This window comes from Streptomyces globisporus, from assembly GCF_003501885.1.
GTDB classification, from domain to species: domain Bacteria; phylum Actinomycetota; class Actinomycetes; order Streptomycetales; family Streptomycetaceae; genus Streptomyces; species Streptomyces globisporus_D.
Genome location: NZ_QWFA01000009.1, coordinates 1 through 15,920 on the forward strand (window position 1 = coordinate 1; position 15,920 = coordinate 15,920).

Genomic DNA, 15,920 nt, shown 5'->3' on the forward strand with positions numbered 1-15,920 from the left:
CCCCCCGCCCAGCCCGGACAGCCCGCTCAGCCGGTCGCGGGCGACGCCACCGGCTGGTCGATGGACGAGCGCCTCTACAACCAGATCTGGGGCATGTTCGAGGACCTGGCCCGCGCCGTCGCCGCCTACCGCAGCGCCGTCGACTTCGCCGAGTCCCGGATGGACCAGGAGCTCGACCGTGCCCTGTCCGACCCGCGCCACCGGATCGGCGGTGCGGGCGACCGCGCCCGCGAGGCGGCCCGTGCCAAGCGCGACGAGCTGGCGTCCCGGGCCCGAGAGGCCCTCGACCGCGATCTGGCCCAGCTGGCCGCCGAGGCCGCCGTCGTCGAGCCCGCGCTCCCGGCGGCGTACGCGGGCTGGGGCAACCCCGTCTGGCACGCCCACCGGATCCCCATGGAGATACCGATGGCCCTGCGCATCGGCGATCTCCATCTGCCCGAGCGAACCGACCTGCGCATCCCGCTGCTCGTCCGGCTGCCGCTGGAGCGCGGGATGTGGGTGGACAGCGGGCGGACGGCGTCCGAGGCGGCCGCCCTGATGGACACGGACCGGCTGCGCCGGCTGGCCATGGAGACCGCGGTCGCGCACGCGGCGCGGCTGCTCGCGGTCTATCCGCCCGGAGAGTTCGCGGTACACGTCATCGATCCGGCGGGTTCGGCGGCCGGTCCGCTGGCACCGCTGGTCGAGGCGGGCGTCCTCGCCGGACCGCCCGCCGCCGGACCCGGGGGAGTGGCCTCGGTCCTCGCCCACCTCACCCGGCGGGTGGACCTCGTGCAGATGGCGGTGCGGGCCCGGGCGGCCGACTCGCTCCCGCCCGACCTGGACACCGGCGAACAGCTCCTGGTGGTCAACGACTTCCCGCACGGCTTCGACGACCGGGCCGTCACCCAGCTCCGTTACCTCGCCGACGAGGGCCCCGCGGTCGGGGTGCACCTCCTGATGGTCGCGGACCGGGAGGAGGCCAGTGCGTACGGGCCGGTCCTCGATCCGCTGTGGCGTTCGCTGCTGCGGATCACCCCGGTCGCCGACAGCCACCTTGCCGACCCCTGGGTCGGGCACGCCTGGACGTACGAGCCGCTGACGATTCCGCCGGGCAGCCAGGTCCTGGAGCAGGTGCTCACGGCGGTGGCAGCGGCCCGCAGAGCCGCCGGCCGCTGACAGAGCGTAAGTCTCTGACCTGCGGATTTGACGACTTCTTTACCCTTTTCTTTACCTACCCTTGGTGATGCCTGTACTGTTCGGGGAACGGAGGGGAGTACTCCTTACGCGACGTGCCCGTCAATACGGACCGCAATCGGTCCCGGGGCGTCGGTCCAGGCGCGCACCACGTGCAGGGATGGAAGAGACCTCCGGCAGCGACGACGCTGATTCAGTAGCCGTAGCGAACTGCCGGAGGCGCAGTGGACGTTTCATGGACCGTATGGGCCCTGACCATCGTTGGTCTGTCGGCCCTCATCGCCGTCGACTTCTTCATCGGGCGCAAGCCCCATGACGTGTCGACCAAGGAAGCCGGGATCTGGACAGTCGTCTGGATCGCCCTGGCCATCCTCTTCGGACTCGGCCTCATGGTCGCCGGCGAGAGCCAGGCCTCCGGCGAGTTCTTCGCCGGATTCATCACCGAGAAGTCGCTGAGCGTCGACAACCTCTTCGTCTTCGTCCTGATCATGGCGAAGTTCTCGGTGCCCTCGCACCTGCAGCAGCGCGTGCTGCTCATCGGTGTGCTCATCGCCCTGGTGCTCCGCGCGATCTTCATCGCCGCCGGCGCCGCCGTGATCGCGAACTTCTCCTGGGTGTTCTACATCTTCGGCGCGTTCCTGATCTACACCGCCTGGAAGCTCATCCAGGAGGCCCGGGCCGGCGAGGAGGAAGAGGAGTTCGAGGAGAACCGTCTCCTCAAGAAGATCGAGCAGCGCTTCGGCGTCGCCGACCAGTACCACGGCACGAAGCTCTTCATCCAGAAGAACGGCAAGCGCATCCTGACCCCGCTGATGGTGGTCATGCTCGCCATCGGTATGACCGACGTGCTGTTCGCGCTGGACTCGATCCCGGCGATCTTCGGCCTGACCCAGGACCCGTACATCGTCTTCACGGCCAACGCGTTCGCGCTGATGGGCCTGCGCCAGCTGTACTTCCTCATCGGCGGTCTGCTGAAGAAGCTGGTCCACCTCAGCTACGGCCTGTCGGTGATCCTCGGCTTCATCGGCGTCAAGCTGGTGCTGCACGCCCTGCACGAGAACGGCGTGCACACGCCCGAGATCACCATCCCGTTCTCGCTCTCCGTCATCTGCGGCGTCCTGGTGATCACCACGATCACCAGTCTCATCGCCAGCAAGAAGCAGGCGGCGGCCGAGGCGGAGGAGGCCGCGAAGGCGGAGGTGGCCGCGAAGGCCGAGACCGCCGGCCCGGCCGACGAGGAGAGCAAGACCCTCAGCTAGCTGACCCGGTGCCGCCCCGGGCGGCACCGGGACACACCGGCAGCGGCCGGGGTGGAAACGGCGGAAGCCGTCCACCCCGGCCGCTTTCGCGTGCGTCCCGTGGAAGGCGCTACGCGGGAGGTGCGGGTGCGTCGCAGGTGGGGGCGTGCGGGCTACCAGCCGCGGGCGCGCCACTCGGGCAGCTGGGGGCGCTCGGCGCCCAGCGTCGTGTCGTGCCCGTGGCCCGGGTAGACCCACGTCTCGTCGGGCAGCCGGTCGAACAGCTTCGTCTCGACGTCGTTCAGCAGGCTCGCGAACGCCTCGGGGTCCTGGTGCGTGTTCCCGACCCCGCCGGGGAAGAGGCAGTCCCCGGTGAACAGATGCGGGGCGCCGTGCGGGTCGTCGTAGACCAGGGCGATGGAGCCCGGGGTGTGGCCGACCAGATGGCGGGCGGTCAGCTCGACCCGGCCGACGGTGATCGTGTCGCCGTCCTCGACCAGGACGTCGGTCGGCACCGGGATGCCCTCGGCGTCGTAGCGGCCCGCGAACGTCCGGGCGCCCGTCGCCCCGACCACCTGCGCCAGTGCCTGCCAGTGGTCCCCGTGCTGGTGAGTGGTGACGACGGAGGCGATCCCGTCGTCACCGATCAGCGCGAGCAGGGTCTCCGGCTCGGCGGCCGCGTCGATCAGCAGCTGCTCGCCGGTGGCCCGGCAGCGCAGCAGATACGCGTTGTTGTTCATCGCGCCGACGGCGACCTTGGAGATCATCAGGTCCGTCAGTTCGTGCACGCTCGCCGGTCCGCCGACCTTCACCGCTCCGCTGTACGTCATGCGGCTCAGCCTATAGCGGGGGCAGCGTGGGCAACGGGCCTCCGGCCACGGTCAGGGCGGAGCCGTCACGGCGCCCGCAGAGCCAGCCCAGCAGCTCCACGGCGGGCCCCTGCACCGTCACCAGATCGCCCGGCGGGCCGCCGCCGGTGCTCCAGGTGCGGCCGTCGAGGTCGGTCAGCCCGGTGGCGGGCACGGCCTCGTTGCCCAGGAAGCGATCGGCGAGAAAGGCGATCTCCCGCTCCACGAACTCGGCGGGCAGGTCCTCCAGCTCGTAGCCGATGTCCAGGTCGACGTGGTGCAGCTCCACCTCGACCCAGCGCCGGAAGGGGACCCGGGCCGCCGAGTCCGTCACCCCGTTGCGCAGGGCGACCGTACGGGACCAGTCGGCCGGTTCGGCGGAGACCGCCTGGAGGGCGTCCGCGGTCTCCCGCAGGTCGGCCAGCTGGTCGGCGACCGGGCGGGGGGCGCCGTCGGCGATGTCGGCGTCGCGGGTTTCGCTGCTCGCGTACATCGGGAGGCCCCGGAGAACATTTCCGATCGCGTCGGCGTTACGTGACAGGTGGGTCAGGACATGGCCCCGACTCCATCCGGGCAGCCGTGACGGCTCGGCGACAGCGGCGTTGTCCAGTTTGCCGACTGCGTCGAGCAGCCGTTCGGTCGCTTCGCGTACAGCTCCCAGGTCGTGCGCATGATCAATCATGCGGCCGAGCCTAGCCCTGCCACTCATTCGGGTGAAGGAGGGGAAGGGCGGCCGTAAATCGAATGTGCGTGCTATACGCTCGGAGTCGAAAGCCTCTGACACCGCTGTGGCGCCCCCCATACCCTGGGAGAGGGGCTCAGTTCCCCCGCTTCTCTCTAGAAAGGTGCGGACCGGCGTGGCCGACCGTCTCATCGTCCGTGGCGCGCGCGAGCACAACCTGAAGAACGTCTCGCTCGACCTGCCCCGCGACTCCCTCATCGTCTTCACCGGGCTCTCCGGGTCGGGCAAGTCGTCCCTCGCGTTCGACACGATCTTCGCCGAGGGGCAGCGCCGCTACGTGGAGTCCCTCTCCTCGTACGCCCGGCAGTTCCTCGGCCAGATGGATAAGCCGGACGTCGACTTCATCGAAGGTCTGTCCCCGGCCGTCTCCATCGACCAGAAGTCGACCTCGCGCAACCCGCGCTCGACGGTCGGCACCATCACCGAGGTCTACGACTACCTCCGGCTGCTCTTCGCCAGGATCGGCAAGCCGCACTGCCCCGAGTGCCACCGGCCCATCTCCCGCCAGTCGCCGCAGGCCATCGTCGACAAGGTCCTGGGTCTGCCCGAGGGCAGCCGCTTCCAGGTCCTCTCGCCGCTGGTGCGCGAGCGCAAGGGCGAGTTCGTCGACCTCTTCGCCGACCTCCAGACCAAGGGCTACAGCCGCGCCCGGGTCGACGGCGAGACCATCCAGCTCGCCGAGCCGCCCACGCTCAAGAAGCAGGAGAAGCACACCATCGAGGTGGTCGTCGACCGCCTCACCGTCAAGGACAGCGCCAAGCGCCGGCTGACCGACTCGGTCGAGACCGCGCTCGGCCTCTCCGGCGGCATGGTCGTGCTTGACTTCGTCGACCTCCCCGAGGACGACCCCGAGCGCGAGCGGATGTATTCCGAGCACCTCTACTGCCCGTACGACGACCTCTCCTTCGAGGAGCTGGAGCCGCGCTCCTTCTCCTTCAACTCACCCTTCGGCGCCTGCCCCGACTGCACCGGCATCGGCACGCGCATGGAGGTCGACCCGGAGCTGATCGTCCCGGACGAGGAGAAGTCCCTGGACGAGGGAGCCATCCACCCCTGGTCCCACGGCCACACCAAGGAGTACTTCGGCCGTCTGATCGGCGCGCTCTCCGAGGCCCTCGGCTTCCGTACGGACATCCCCTGGGCCGGGCTGCCGCAGCGGGCCAGGAAGGCCCTGCTCTTCGGCCACAAGATCCAGACCGAGGTCCGCTACCGCAACCGTTACGGGCGCGAGCGCGCCTACACCACCCCCGCCTTCGAGGGCGCGGTGCAGTTCGTCAAGCGGCGCCACACCGAGGCCGAGAGCGACTCCAGCCGGGAGCGCTTCGAGGGCTACATGCGCGAGGTGCCCTGCCCGACCTGTGAGGGCACCCGGCTCAAGCCGATCGTCCTCGCGGTGACGGTGATGGAGAAGTCCATCGCCGAGGTCGCCGCGATGTCGATCAGCGAGTGCGCCGAGTTCCTCGGCCGCCTCAAACTGAACGCCCGTGACAAGAAGATCGCCGAGCGGGTGCTCAAGGAGGTCAATGAGCGGCTGAAGTTCCTCGTCGACGTCGGCCTCGACTATCTGTCGCTGAACCGCGCGGCCGGAACCCTGTCCGGTGGCGAGGCCCAGCGCATCCGGCTGGCCACCCAGATCGGCTCCGGCCTGGTCGGCGTGCTGTACGTCCTGGACGAGCCGTCCATCGGCCTGCACCAGCGCGACAACCACCGGCTCATCGAGACCCTGGTCCGGCTGCGCGACATGGGCAACACGCTCATCGTCGTCGAGCACGACGAGGACACCATCAAGGTCGCCGACTGGGTCGTGGACATCGGCCCCGGCGCCGGTGAGCACGGCGGCAAGGTCGTCCACTCCGGCTCGCTCAAGGAGCTGCTGGGGAACAAGGCCTCGATCACCGGCCAGTATCTGTCCGGCAAGCGGTCCATCCCGACCCCGGACATCCGCCGCCCGGTCGACCCGGCCCGCAGCCTCACCGTGCACGGCGCCCGGGAGAACAACCTCCAGGACATCGACGTCTCCTTCCCGCTCGGCGTCCTCACCGCCGTCACCGGCGTCTCCGGGTCCGGGAAGTCGACCCTGGTCAACGACATCCTCTACACCCACCTGGCCCGCGAGCTGAACGGTGCCAAGTCGGTGCCGGGCCGCCACACCCGGGTCGACGGGGACGAGCTGGTCGACAAGGTGGTCCACGTCGACCAGTCGCCGATCGGCCGGACCCCCCGGTCCAACCCGGCGACGTACACCGGAGTCTTCGACCACGTCCGCAAGCTGTTCGCCGAGACGATGGAGGCGAAGGTGCGCGGCTATCTGCCGGGCCGCTTCTCCTTCAACGTCAAGGGCGGCCGCTGCGAGAACTGCTCCGGCGACGGCACCATCAAGATCGAGATGAACTTCCTTCCCGACGTGTACGTCCCGTGCGAGGTCTGCCACGGTGCGCGCTACAACCGGGAGACCCTGGAGGTCCACTACAAGGGCAAGTCCATCGCCGAGGTGCTGGACATGCCGATCGAGGAGGGCCTGGAGTTCTTCGAGGCCGTCCCGGCGATCGCCCGCCATCTGCGCACCCTCAACGACGTGGGCCTCGGCTATGTCCGGCTCGGCCAGTCCGCGCCGACCCTCTCCGGCGGTGAGGCGCAGCGCGTCAAGCTGGCGAGCGAGCTCCAGAAGCGCTCCACCGGCCGCACGGTCTACGTCCTGGACGAGCCGACCACCGGTCTGCACTTCGAGGACATCAGCAAGCTGATCACGGTGCTTTCGGGCCTGGTGGACAAGGGCAACTCGGTGATCGTCATCGAGCACAACCTCGATGTCATCAAGACCGCCGACTGGGTGGTCGACATGGGCCCCGAGGGCGGCAACGGCGGTGGACTGGTCGTCGCCGAGGGAACACCGGAGCAGGTCGCCTCGGTGCCCGCCAGCCACACCGGAAAGTTCCTCCAGGGCATCCTGGACGCGGACCGGATCGCCGAGGCCGCGGTGCCCTCGGGCGGGGCACCCCGCAAGACGGCCGCCCGCAAGGCCGTCCCGGCGAAGAAGACGGCAGCCACAAAGAAGACGGCAGCCGCCAAGAAGGCCACGGCCACCAAGGCGAAGGCCACGGCGACCGGCACGAAGGCTGCCACCGCCAAGAAGACGACCCGGGCCCGCAAGGCCTGAGCCCCGGGCTCACCGATGGCGGCGGCCCCCGCAGGACGAGGGGGGCCGCCGCCATCGGCGTAAGCGGCCCCCCTCGTCCCGTCTCGACCGGCCCGCCCGCAAGGCTCCCGTTCCTCGCCGGTATCGTCGGTTCTGTCACCGGCACACGCGGCCGCCATCGTTGCTCCGCGCCCTTCCGGCGACCCCGACCGAGGTGATCCACCGCGATCCGCCCCGAACGACACCCCGTGGAGTCCGCATGCCCGGCCTGCCCGCCGCCCGCCGTACCGTGCTGAAGGGCGCCGCGCTCGCCGGTGCCGCCGGTCTGGGAGCGGCCGCCTGCTCGACCGAGTCCAAGCTCGGGCACGCCAAGAACCCCACGCCGACCGCCCCCGTCGCCCTCGGTGCGGCCTCCGAGGTGCCGGTCGGCGGCGCCAAGCTCTACCGGGAAGCGCGCCTCGTCGTGAGCTGCCCGGCCAAGGGCGAGTACAAGGCGTTCAGCGCCCAGTGCACCCACGGCGGCTGCGTCCTGACCAAGATCGAGGGCACCGAGGGCCACTGCCCCTGCCACGGCAGCCGCTTCGACACGACCACCGGCGAGGTCATCGAGGGCCCGGCCACCGTGCCGCTCCCCGCCGTCCCCCTCACCACCGAGGGCGGAAAGCTCGTCGCGGGCCCCGACGCCTGAACCACGAACTCCGGACGGCCGCCCGCCGGCTCACCGGCCCGGGGCGCCCACCGCCCGGCCCCTCACTCCCAGTCCCAGTCGATCCCGATCAGCCCCGGCCGTACGCCCTCCTCCACCAGGTGCACGGTCCGGTGCCGGCCGGTCAGTGTGAGGTCCCCGCGGGCCCCGCGCGCCGCCCCCGCCGACGCCTGGGCGAACCGGCGGCACCGCACCGGGAGCGCCGCCTCGTCGAAGCCGACCTGGAGCACGTACTGGCCGCCCCCGAAGGTGAAGCCGCGTACGTACTCGCCGCTCGCCCCACCCGTACCGTCGTCGAAGCCGTACCCGAAGAGATATGTCTCGCCGGACCGCAGCCGGGTGTCGAACAGCAGCTCCGCCACCAGCACCCCCGCCTCCCCGTCCCAGCGGACCCGGCCAGTCCGGCAGTTCTCCAGGGCCCGCACCGCGATCCGCGACGGGTCACAGCCGGGGTCGCCCCGGTGCACCGCGAGATAGCGGTCCACGCCGTCCCGGTGTGCGCGCACCACATGGCGGGAGGTGCGGCCCGCCAGCTCCCGGCGCGCCCCGATCCGTACCCGCTCCTGGTGGCCCACCGTGTGCAGCCCGCCGTCCACGGGTGACTCCATCGCCGCGAGGAGCCGCTCCACCGAGCCCGACGCCTCCATCAGCGACCGGTACGACCGCCCCGCCGGGCGGTCGCCCTCGCCCGGGGCGTCGCCGTCGCGCAGCAGCCGCAGCAGCGAGCCGTCCGGCAGCGCGAGCACCTCCTCCAGCGCACGCACGGCCCGCAGCGACTCGGCCCGCCGAGGGCGGCGAACCCCCTGCTGCCAGTAACTGAGGCTGGTAACCCCCAGCTTGACGCCCCGGTGCGCCAGATGGTGCTGCACCCGCTGCAGCGGCAGCCCGCGCACCGACAGGGCCGTGCGCAACGCCAGATGGAACGGCCCGGTCCGCAGAACCTGCGCCAGTTCGGTCTCGGTCTGCCGCATGGGCGGGCCTCCGGTGAACGTTCACGTGGGGAGTGGCGACACCGGCCCCCGGGGGATGCGGGGGAGCAGGTGACCGGGGCGGTGCCGTTCACACGGACGCCGTGCCGTTCACACCGTGATGTCACCTCGCATTGAAGCGTGTTGACCTGCTCCGGACAACGCCGGATGCTCTTCGTCAGCGTCCGGACGCGCTCCTCCGATCCCCACCCCCGTTTCGGGAGGAACGCCATGCGCAACCGAAAAGTCAGCCCCAGACGGCCCCTGAGGTCCGGAAGGTTCTCGTTCACCGCCCTTCTGGCCGCCGCCCTCCTCGCCGTCCCCGCGGCCACCGCCACCGCCGCCCAGCCCCCGGCCACGACCGGCTCCTCCGTCGCCGCCGCCCAGCGGCTCAACATCACCATGCAGGCGCAGCAGCAGAGCAACTGGTGCTGGGCGGCCGGCGGCAACACCATCGCCGCCTGGTTCGGCCGCGGCTACTCCCAGAACCAGTTCTGCAACGCTGCCTTCAACCGCAACCAGAACACCCAGTGCCCCAACTCGCAGGCCACCCTGGGCAATGTCCAGACCGGCCTGTCCTGGGCCGGCGTCAGGCCCGGCAGTTACGTCACCGGCTGGCTGCGCTACCCGACCGTGCAGGCCGAGATATCCGCCCAGCGCCCCATCGAGACCCGGATCCAGTGGTCGTCCGGCGGCGGCCACATGCACGTCATCTACGGGTACGACGACGCCAACAGCTGGGTCTACTGGGGCGACCCCTGGCCCTCCAGTGACCGCTACAACTGGGCCTCGCACGCCTGGTACGTGAACAACAACGAGTTCTCCTGGACCCATTCGCTCTACCGGATCGGGGCGTGAGGACATGAACTCCACCACCCGTAACGCGGCCACCACTCGGCGCATCGCCGTCGCCACCGCCCTCACCGGTGCCGCCCTGTTCACCGCCGCCGCTCCCGCCCTCGCCGACGACGGCCGCGCGGCCCCGCCGAAGCTGACCGCGTCGACCCTCGAAGCCGCCCACGAGGCGGCGACCGAGCCGGCGACCCTGGACACCCTGTCCCGGTTCTTCGCCCGGGAGGGCGCGGTGAGCAGGAAGGCGAGCGCACCGAGGATCGAGGGCGAGGCCGTGCCCGTGCGCACGCTCTCGGCCGCCTTCGTCGCCGGGAAGGCCGGGGCAGCCCCGAGCACCCTGGACTACCTCGCCAGCACCGCCGTCTCCTCCGACGGCCAGAAGGCATCTCTGTGGACCCTCCCCGGGGCGGGCGGCAGTGACTGGCGGGTGGTGAACATCGCCACCGGCGACGACGAGGCCCGCTACGTCGCCCGGGGGGCCCGCGCGCTCCCCGGCGGCACCGTCTTCCGCGAACCGCAGATCGACGCCTGGTACGTCCACGACGGCTCCCGGGTGCTCCCGCTCGACCAGGACGCGAAGACGGCCGTCGGAGCGAAGGGCACCACGCTCGACGCCTACCGGACCCGGGTGAAGGAGGCGTACGGCGACAAGCTGCCCGGCTCCGGATACGCCCGCTCCGGCAAGGCCGGCGGCTACGGCCCCGACGCGGCCGGCGGACCCGCCACCGGACCCGCGCCTGCCCCCGGCCCCGACTCGGGCCCGGCTGCGGACCAGGCCGCCCGGGACCGCGCCGGAGGCCCCGCACCGGCGGGCGCGGCCCAGCGCCCCGACACGGCCCTGACCGCGGTCTCCACCACCGCCGGGGCCGGGGCGCTGCTCGCCCTGGCCCTGTGCGGGGCGGCCGCGCTGCGCCGCCGGAGCCGTACCGGGCGATCCCCGGCCACGGACGCCTGAGCGGCCCACCGGCCCGCGCTCCGGGGTGCGGAACACCCCACGGCACCCCGGAGCGCGGCACCACCCGAGGACGACGCACTGTCACTGCCCGCAAGTAGGGTGTGAGACATGGCAGACCCCTCCAGCTACCGCCCCAAGCCGGGACAGATCCCCGACTCCCCGGGGGTCTACAAGTTCCGCGACGAGCACCGCCGGGTGATCTACGTCGGGAAGGCCAAGAACCTGCGCCAGCGCGTGGCCAACTACTTCCAGGACCTGGCGGGCCTCCACCCGCGCACGCGCACGATGGTCACCACCGCCGCATCCGTCGAGTGGACGGTCGTCTCCACCGAGGTCGAGGCGCTCCAGCTGGAGTATTCCTGGATCAAGGAGTTCGACCCCCGGTTCAACGTCAAGTACCGGGACGACAAGAGCTATCCCTATCTCGCGGTCACGCTCAACGAGGAGTTCCCCCGCGTCCAGGTGATGCGCGGCGCCAAGAAGAAGGGCGTGCGCTACTTCGGTCCGTACGGCCACGCCTGGGCGATCCGCGAGACGGTCGACCTGATGCTCCGCGTCTTCCCCGTCCGCACCTGCTCCGCCGGGGTCTTCAAGAACGCCGCGCGCACCGGCCGCCCCTGTCTGCTGGGCTACATCGGCAAGTGCTCCGCCCCCTGCGTCGGACGGGTCACCCCCGAGGAACACCGGGATCTGGCCGAGGACTTCTGCGACTTCATGGCCGGGCGCACCGGCGCCTACATCCGCCGCCTGGAGAAGGACATGATGCAGGCGGCCGAGGAGATGGAGTACGAGCGGGCCGCCCGCCTCCGCGACGACGCCGAGGCCCTCAAGCGGGCCATGGAGAAGAGCGCCGTCGTCCTGGCCGACGCCACCGACGCCGACCTGATCGCCGTCGCCGAGGACGAGCTGGAGGCCGCCCTCCAGATCTTCCACGTACGCGGCGGCCGGGTGCGCGGCCAGCGCGGCTGGGTCACCGACAAGGTCGAGGCGGTCGACACCTCCGGCCTCGTCGAGCACGCCCTCCAGCAGCTGTACGGGGAGGAGCGCGGCGACGCCGTCCCCAAGGAGGTCCTGGTCCCCGCCCTGCCCGAGGACACCGAAGCGGTCTCCCAGTGGCTCGCCGAGCGCCGGGGCTCCCAGGTCAGCCTGCGCATCCCGCAGCGCGGCGACAAGAAGGACCTCATGGCCACGGTCCAGCGCAACGCCCAGCAGGCCCTCGGGCTGCACAAGACCAAGCGCGCCTCCGACCTGACCACCCGCTCCCGCGCCCTGGAGGAGATCGCCGAGGCGCTGGGCCTCGACACCGCCCCGCTGCGTATCGAGTGCTACGACATCTCCCACCTCCAGGGCGACGACGTGGTGGCCTCCATGGTGGTCTTCGAGGACGGCCTCGCCCGCAAGAGCGAGTACCGCCGCTTCCAGATCAAGGGCTTCGAGGGCCAGGACGACGTCCGCTCGATGCACGAGGTGATCGGCCGCCGCTTCAAACGCTACCTCCAGGAGAAGGAGCGCACGGGCGAGTGGGAGGAGCAGCCGACGGACACCCCGGCCGACGGACCCGCCGCCACCGGCCCCGTCCCCGCGAGCAGCCCCGTCCTCGCCCCGGCCGCCGGGGACGGCGAGTCCCCCGCCGACGCCCGTGAAGAGCCCCGGGAGGACGACGGCCGCCCCAAGCGGTTCGCCTACCCGCCGCAGCTCGTCGTCGTCGACGGCGGGCAGCCCCAGGTCGCCGCCGCCAAGCGCGCCCTGGACGAGCTGGGCATCGACGACATCGCCGTCTGCGGACTCGCCAAGCGCCTCGAAGAGGTCTGGCTCCCCGACGACGACGATCCCGTGGTCCTGCCCCGCTCCAGCGAGGGCCTCTACCTCCTCCAGCGCGTCCGGGACGAGGCGCACCGCTTCGCCATCACCTACCAGCGGGCCAAACGCGCCAAGCGCATCCGCACCAGCCCCCTCGACGACGTGTCCGGCCTCGGCGAGACGCGGAAGCAGGCACTGATCAAGCATTTCGGCTCGGTGAAGAAGCTCCGGCAAGCGACAATCGACGAGATCTGCGAGGTCCCCGGGATAGGGCGAAGGACGGCGGAATCGGTGGCCGCCGCCCTCGCCTCGACCGCTCCCGCGGCACCTGCCGTGAACACGGCCACAGGAGAGATCATTGAAGAGGACGACGGGGGCAGCTCATGACCGAGAACAGCCACGAGACCGCACAGCACACCGCAGACCGAGCACACCGAGCAGACGGAGCAGCAGACGTGAGTACGAACACCCCGAACGAGACGGGTGACGCGGCCATCCCCGAGCTGGTGATCATCTCCGGGATGTCGGGCGCCGGCCGCAGCACCGCCGCCAAGTGTCTGGAGGACCTCGGCTGGTTCGTCGTCGACAACCTGCCGCCCGCGCTGATCCCCACCATGGTCGAGCTCGGCGCCCGCTCCCAGGGCAACGTGGCCCGGATCGCCGTCGTCGTCGACGTACGCGGCCGGCGCTTCTTCGACAACCTCCGCGAATCCCTCGCGGACCTGGAGGCCAAGCACGTCACCCGGCGGATCGTCTTCCTGGAGTCCTCCGACGACGCCCTCGTGCGCCGCTTCGAGTCCGTCCGCCGCCCGCACCCCCTCCAGGGCGACGGGCGCATCGTCGACGGCATCGCGGCCGAGCGCGACCTGCTGCGCGAGCTGCGCGGCGACGCCGACCTGGTCATCGACACCTCCAGCCTCAACGTGCACGAGCTGCGGGCCAAGATGGACGCCCAGTTCGCGGGCGAGTCGGAGCCGGAGCTGCGGGCGACGGTGATGTCCTTCGGCTACAAGTACGGCCTGCCCGTCGACGCCGACCTGGTCGTCGACTGCCGCTTCCTCCCCAACCCGCACTGGGTCCCCGAGCTGCGCCCCTTCACCGGCGTCAACGAGGAGGTGTCCGACTACGTCTTCGACCAGCCGGGCGCCAAGGAGTTCCTCAACCAGTACACCGAGCTGCTCCAGCTGATCGCCGCGGGCTACCGCCGCGAGGGCAAGCGGTACGTGACCATCGCCGTGGGCTGCACCGGCGGCAAGCACCGCTCCGTCGCCATGTCCGAGAAGCTCTCCGCCCGCCTCGCCGCCGAAGGCATCGAGACCGTCCTCGTGCACCGCGACATGGGGCGAGAGTGACCGGACGCAATCTGCGGATGCGGCGCCTGAGCCGCGCCACATCGGCGCTCTCGGGCCGCAAGCGCGGTGCTCAGCCCAAGGTCGTCGCGCTCGGCGGCGGCATGGGTCTCTCGGCGTCCCTGACGGCGCTGCGCCGGATCACCGGCGACCTCACGGCCGTGGTCACCGTCGCCGACGACGGCGGCTCCAGCGGCCGGCTGCGCGAGGAGCTGGGCGTGCTGCCGCCCGGCGACCTCCGCAAGGCGCTCGCCGCGCTGTGCGGCGACGACGACTGGGGCCGCACCTGGTCCCGAGTCATCCAGCACCGGTTCGAGTCCAAGGGCGACCTCCACGAGCACGCCGTCGGCAATCTGCTGATCGTCGCCCTCTGGGAGCAGCTCGGCGACCACGTCCAGGCGCTCGACCTGGTCGGCAAGCTGCTCGGTGCGCACGGCCGGGTGCTGCCCATGTCGGCCGTCCCGCTGGAGCTCCAGGCGCTGGTCAAGGGCCACGACCCCGACCTGCCCGACGCGATCGTCACCGTGCGCGGCCAGGCCACGGTGGCGCTCACGCCCGGCGAGGTGCAGTCCGTGCACGTGGTCCCGCCCGACCCGCCGGCCGTCCCGGAGGCCGTCGCGGCGGTCCTGGACGCCGACTGGGTGGTCCTCGGCCCCGGCTCCTGGTTCTCCTCGGTGATCCCGCACCTGCTCGTGCCGGAGCTGCTCGACGCGCTGGTCACCACGAAGGCCCGCAAGGTCCTCTCGCTGAACCTCGCGCCCCAGCCCGGTGAAACAGAAGGCTTCTCACCGCAGCGTCATTTGGAGGTTTTGGGGCGACACGCCCCTAAACTCGCCTTGGACGTGGTGCTGGCCGATGAGGCCGCCGTGCCCGACCGTGAGTCCCTCGCCGACGCCGCCCAGCGGCTCGGAGCCGCGGTCGAGCTGGCGCCGGTGGCATCGCCCGACGGCGTTCCGGTCCATGATCAGGAGCTGTTGGCCGCCGCGTACGACCGTATTTTTCGGATGCATGGAAGGATCGGCCCATGGCGATGACGCCAGCGGTGAAGAACGAAATCTCTCATCTTCCCGTCACCCGGACCTGCTGCAGGAAGGCAGAGGTCTCGGCGATTCTTCGGTTCGCGGGCGGGCTGCACCTGGTGAGCGGCCGCATTGTGATCGAGGCGGAGCTGGACACAGGCAATGCCGCCCGCCGCCTCAAGCGCGACATCCTGGAGATCTTCGGGCACAGCTCGGAGCTGATCGTGATGGCCCCCGGCGGATTGCGGCGCGGCTCGCGCTATGTCGTACGCGTGGTGGCGGGCGGCGACCAGCTGGCCCGCCAGACCGGTCTGGTCGACGGCCGCGGCCGGCCGATTCGCGGGCTGCCCCCGCAGGTGGTCTCGGGGGCCACCTGCGACGCCGAGGCGGCCTGGCGTGGCGCCTTCCTCGCCCACGGCTCGCTCACCGAGCCCGGCCGCTCCTCCTCCCTGGAGGTCACCTGCCCGGGCCCGGAGGCGGCCCTCGCCCTGGTCGGCGCGGCCCGCCGGCTCTCCATCGCCGCCAAGGCCCGCGAGGTGCGCGGCGTGGACCGCGTCGTCGTCCGCGACGGCGACGCGATCGGCGCCCTGCTGACCCGGCTCGGCGCCCATGACGCGGTGCTCGCCTGGGAGGAGCGGCGGATGCGGCGCGAGGTCCGCGCCACGGCCAACCGGCTCGCCAACTTCGACGACGCGAACCTGCGCCGCTCGGCCCGCGCCGCCGTCGCCGCCGGGGCCCGGGTGGGGCGCGCGCTGGAGATCCTCGGCGAGGAGGTCCCCGAGCACCTCGCCGCCGCGGGACGGCTGCGCATGGAGCACAAGCAGGCCTCCCTGGAGGAGCTGGGCGCGCTCGCCGACCCGCCGCTGACCAAGGACGCGGTCGCCGGCCGGATCCGCCGGCTGCTCGCGATGGCCGACAAGCGGGCCCAGGACCTGGGCATCCCGGGGACCGAGGCGACCCTCAGCGAGGAGCTCGCCGACGGCCTGGTCGGCTGACTCGGCCGCGGGCGTGGGACGTTGGTCCCGACCCCACCGGGACCTCGGTCCCGAACCCACCGGGACCCACGTCCCGGCAGGCGAAACGGAGGTCCGTACTCCTACTGGCGAGTACGGGCCTCCGGCCGTTTCCGGT

General features: G+C 71.5%; 12 protein-coding genes and 1 pseudogene. 10 read left to right on the plus strand and 3 right to left on the minus strand.

Features of this window, described 5'->3' with window-relative positions:
- Together D3105_RS03095 and D3105_RS03100 are read left to right on the plus strand one after the other, a co-directional pair.
- A pseudogene (locus D3105_RS03095) lies at positions 1-1,158 on the plus strand (TerD family protein); the annotation flags it as partial.
- Positions 1,159-1,400: 242 nt separating this feature from the next.
- Positions 1,401-2,435, plus strand: coding sequence for a TerC family protein (locus D3105_RS03100; RefSeq protein ID WP_118899755.1), 1,035 nt, complete (start codon positions 1,401-1,403; stop codon positions 2,433-2,435).
- 152 nt (positions 2,436-2,587) lie between these two features.
- Here the strand turns inward: D3105_RS03100 and D3105_RS03105 are convergent, their stop codons facing one another.
- A complete protein-coding gene (locus D3105_RS03105; protein WP_097878035.1) occupies positions 2,588-3,244 on the minus strand; it encodes an MBL fold metallo-hydrolase in 657 nt (218 codons plus the stop codon).
- A gap of 10 nt (positions 3,245-3,254) precedes the next feature.
- Positions 3,255-3,944 (minus strand): maleylpyruvate isomerase family mycothiol-dependent enzyme, encoded by a 690-nt coding sequence (locus D3105_RS03110; protein ID WP_118899757.1) that lies wholly within the window; start codon positions 3,942-3,944, stop codon positions 3,255-3,257.
- A 175-nt stretch (positions 3,945-4,119) separates the two neighbouring features.
- Here D3105_RS03110 and uvrA point away from each other — a divergent pair, with 175 nt between their 5' ends.
- Complete coding sequence (gene uvrA / locus D3105_RS03115; RefSeq protein WP_118899760.1) at positions 4,120-7,161, plus strand: excinuclease ABC subunit UvrA; 3,042 nt, start codon at positions 4,120-4,122, stop codon at positions 7,159-7,161.
- Between the two features lie 238 nt (positions 7,162-7,399).
- Positions 7,400-7,828 (plus strand): Rieske (2Fe-2S) protein, encoded by a 429-nt coding sequence (locus D3105_RS03120; protein WP_118899762.1) that lies wholly within the window; start codon positions 7,400-7,402, stop codon positions 7,826-7,828.
- A gap of 62 nt (positions 7,829-7,890) precedes the next feature.
- Here D3105_RS03120 and D3105_RS03125 read toward each other — a convergent pair whose 3' ends face one another.
- Positions 7,891-8,817, minus strand: coding sequence for a hypothetical protein (locus D3105_RS03125; protein WP_118899765.1), 927 nt, complete (start codon positions 8,815-8,817; stop codon positions 7,891-7,893).
- A 228-nt stretch (positions 8,818-9,045) separates the two neighbouring features.
- Here D3105_RS03125 and D3105_RS03130 point away from each other — a divergent pair, with 228 nt between their 5' ends.
- From D3105_RS03130 to whiA, 6 genes are all read left to right on the plus strand, one after another.
- A complete protein-coding gene (locus D3105_RS03130; RefSeq protein WP_118899815.1) occupies positions 9,046-9,672 on the plus strand; it encodes a papain-like cysteine protease family protein in 627 nt (208 codons plus the stop codon).
- Positions 9,673-9,676: 4 nt separating this feature from the next.
- Positions 9,677-10,621: a hypothetical protein gene (locus D3105_RS03135; RefSeq protein WP_118899767.1), complete on the plus strand. Its 945-nt coding sequence runs from the start codon at positions 9,677-9,679 to the stop codon at positions 10,619-10,621.
- 108 nt (positions 10,622-10,729) lie between these two features.
- A complete protein-coding gene (gene uvrC, locus D3105_RS03140) occupies positions 10,730-12,808 on the plus strand; it encodes an excinuclease ABC subunit UvrC (protein ID WP_118899769.1) in 2,079 nt (692 codons plus the stop codon).
- Positions 12,805-13,773 carry an RNase adapter RapZ gene (gene rapZ, locus D3105_RS03145; protein WP_073776414.1) on the plus strand — a complete coding sequence of 323 codons (969 nt, stop codon included), beginning with the start codon at positions 12,805-12,807 and terminating at the stop codon, positions 13,771-13,773. The genes uvrC and rapZ overlap by 4 nt, the downstream gene beginning before the upstream one ends.
- Positions 13,770-14,804, plus strand: coding sequence for a gluconeogenesis factor YvcK family protein (locus tag D3105_RS03150; RefSeq protein WP_079137715.1), 1,035 nt, complete (start codon positions 13,770-13,772; stop codon positions 14,802-14,804). The genes rapZ and D3105_RS03150 overlap by 4 nt, the downstream gene beginning before the upstream one ends.
- On the plus strand, positions 14,795-15,784 hold the full coding sequence (whiA, locus tag D3105_RS03155) for a DNA-binding protein WhiA (protein ID WP_006123686.1): 990 nt from the start codon (positions 14,795-14,797) through the stop codon (positions 15,782-15,784). The genes D3105_RS03150 and whiA overlap by 10 nt, the downstream gene beginning before the upstream one ends.
- Positions 15,785-15,920 lie beyond the last annotated feature (136 nt).

Coding starts and splice junctions, on each gene's coding strand:
- D3105_RS03105 (WP_097878035.1), bottom strand. CDS start 3,244: ATGACGTACAGCGGAGCGGTGAAGGTCGGCGGACCGGCGAGCGTGCAC.
- D3105_RS03110 (WP_118899757.1), bottom strand. CDS start 3,944: ATGATTGATCATGCGCACGACCTGGGAGCTGTACGCGAAGCGACCGAA.
- D3105_RS03120 (WP_118899762.1), top strand. CDS start 7,400: ATGCCCGGCCTGCCCGCCGCCCGCCGTACCGTGCTGAAGGGCGCCGCG.
- D3105_RS03125 (WP_118899765.1), bottom strand. CDS start 8,817: ATGCGGCAGACCGAGACCGAACTGGCGCAGGTTCTGCGGACCGGGCCG.
- D3105_RS03130 (WP_118899815.1), top strand. CDS start 9,046: ATGCGCAACCGAAAAGTCAGCCCCAGACGGCCCCTGAGGTCCGGAAGG.
- D3105_RS03135 (WP_118899767.1), top strand. CDS start 9,677: ATGAACTCCACCACCCGTAACGCGGCCACCACTCGGCGCATCGCCGTC.
- uvrC (WP_118899769.1), top strand. CDS start 10,730: ATGGCAGACCCCTCCAGCTACCGCCCCAAGCCGGGACAGATCCCCGAC.
- rapZ (WP_073776414.1), top strand. CDS start 12,805: ATGACCGAGAACAGCCACGAGACCGCACAGCACACCGCAGACCGAGCA.
- whiA (WP_006123686.1), top strand. CDS start 14,795: ATGGCGATGACGCCAGCGGTGAAGAACGAAATCTCTCATCTTCCCGTC.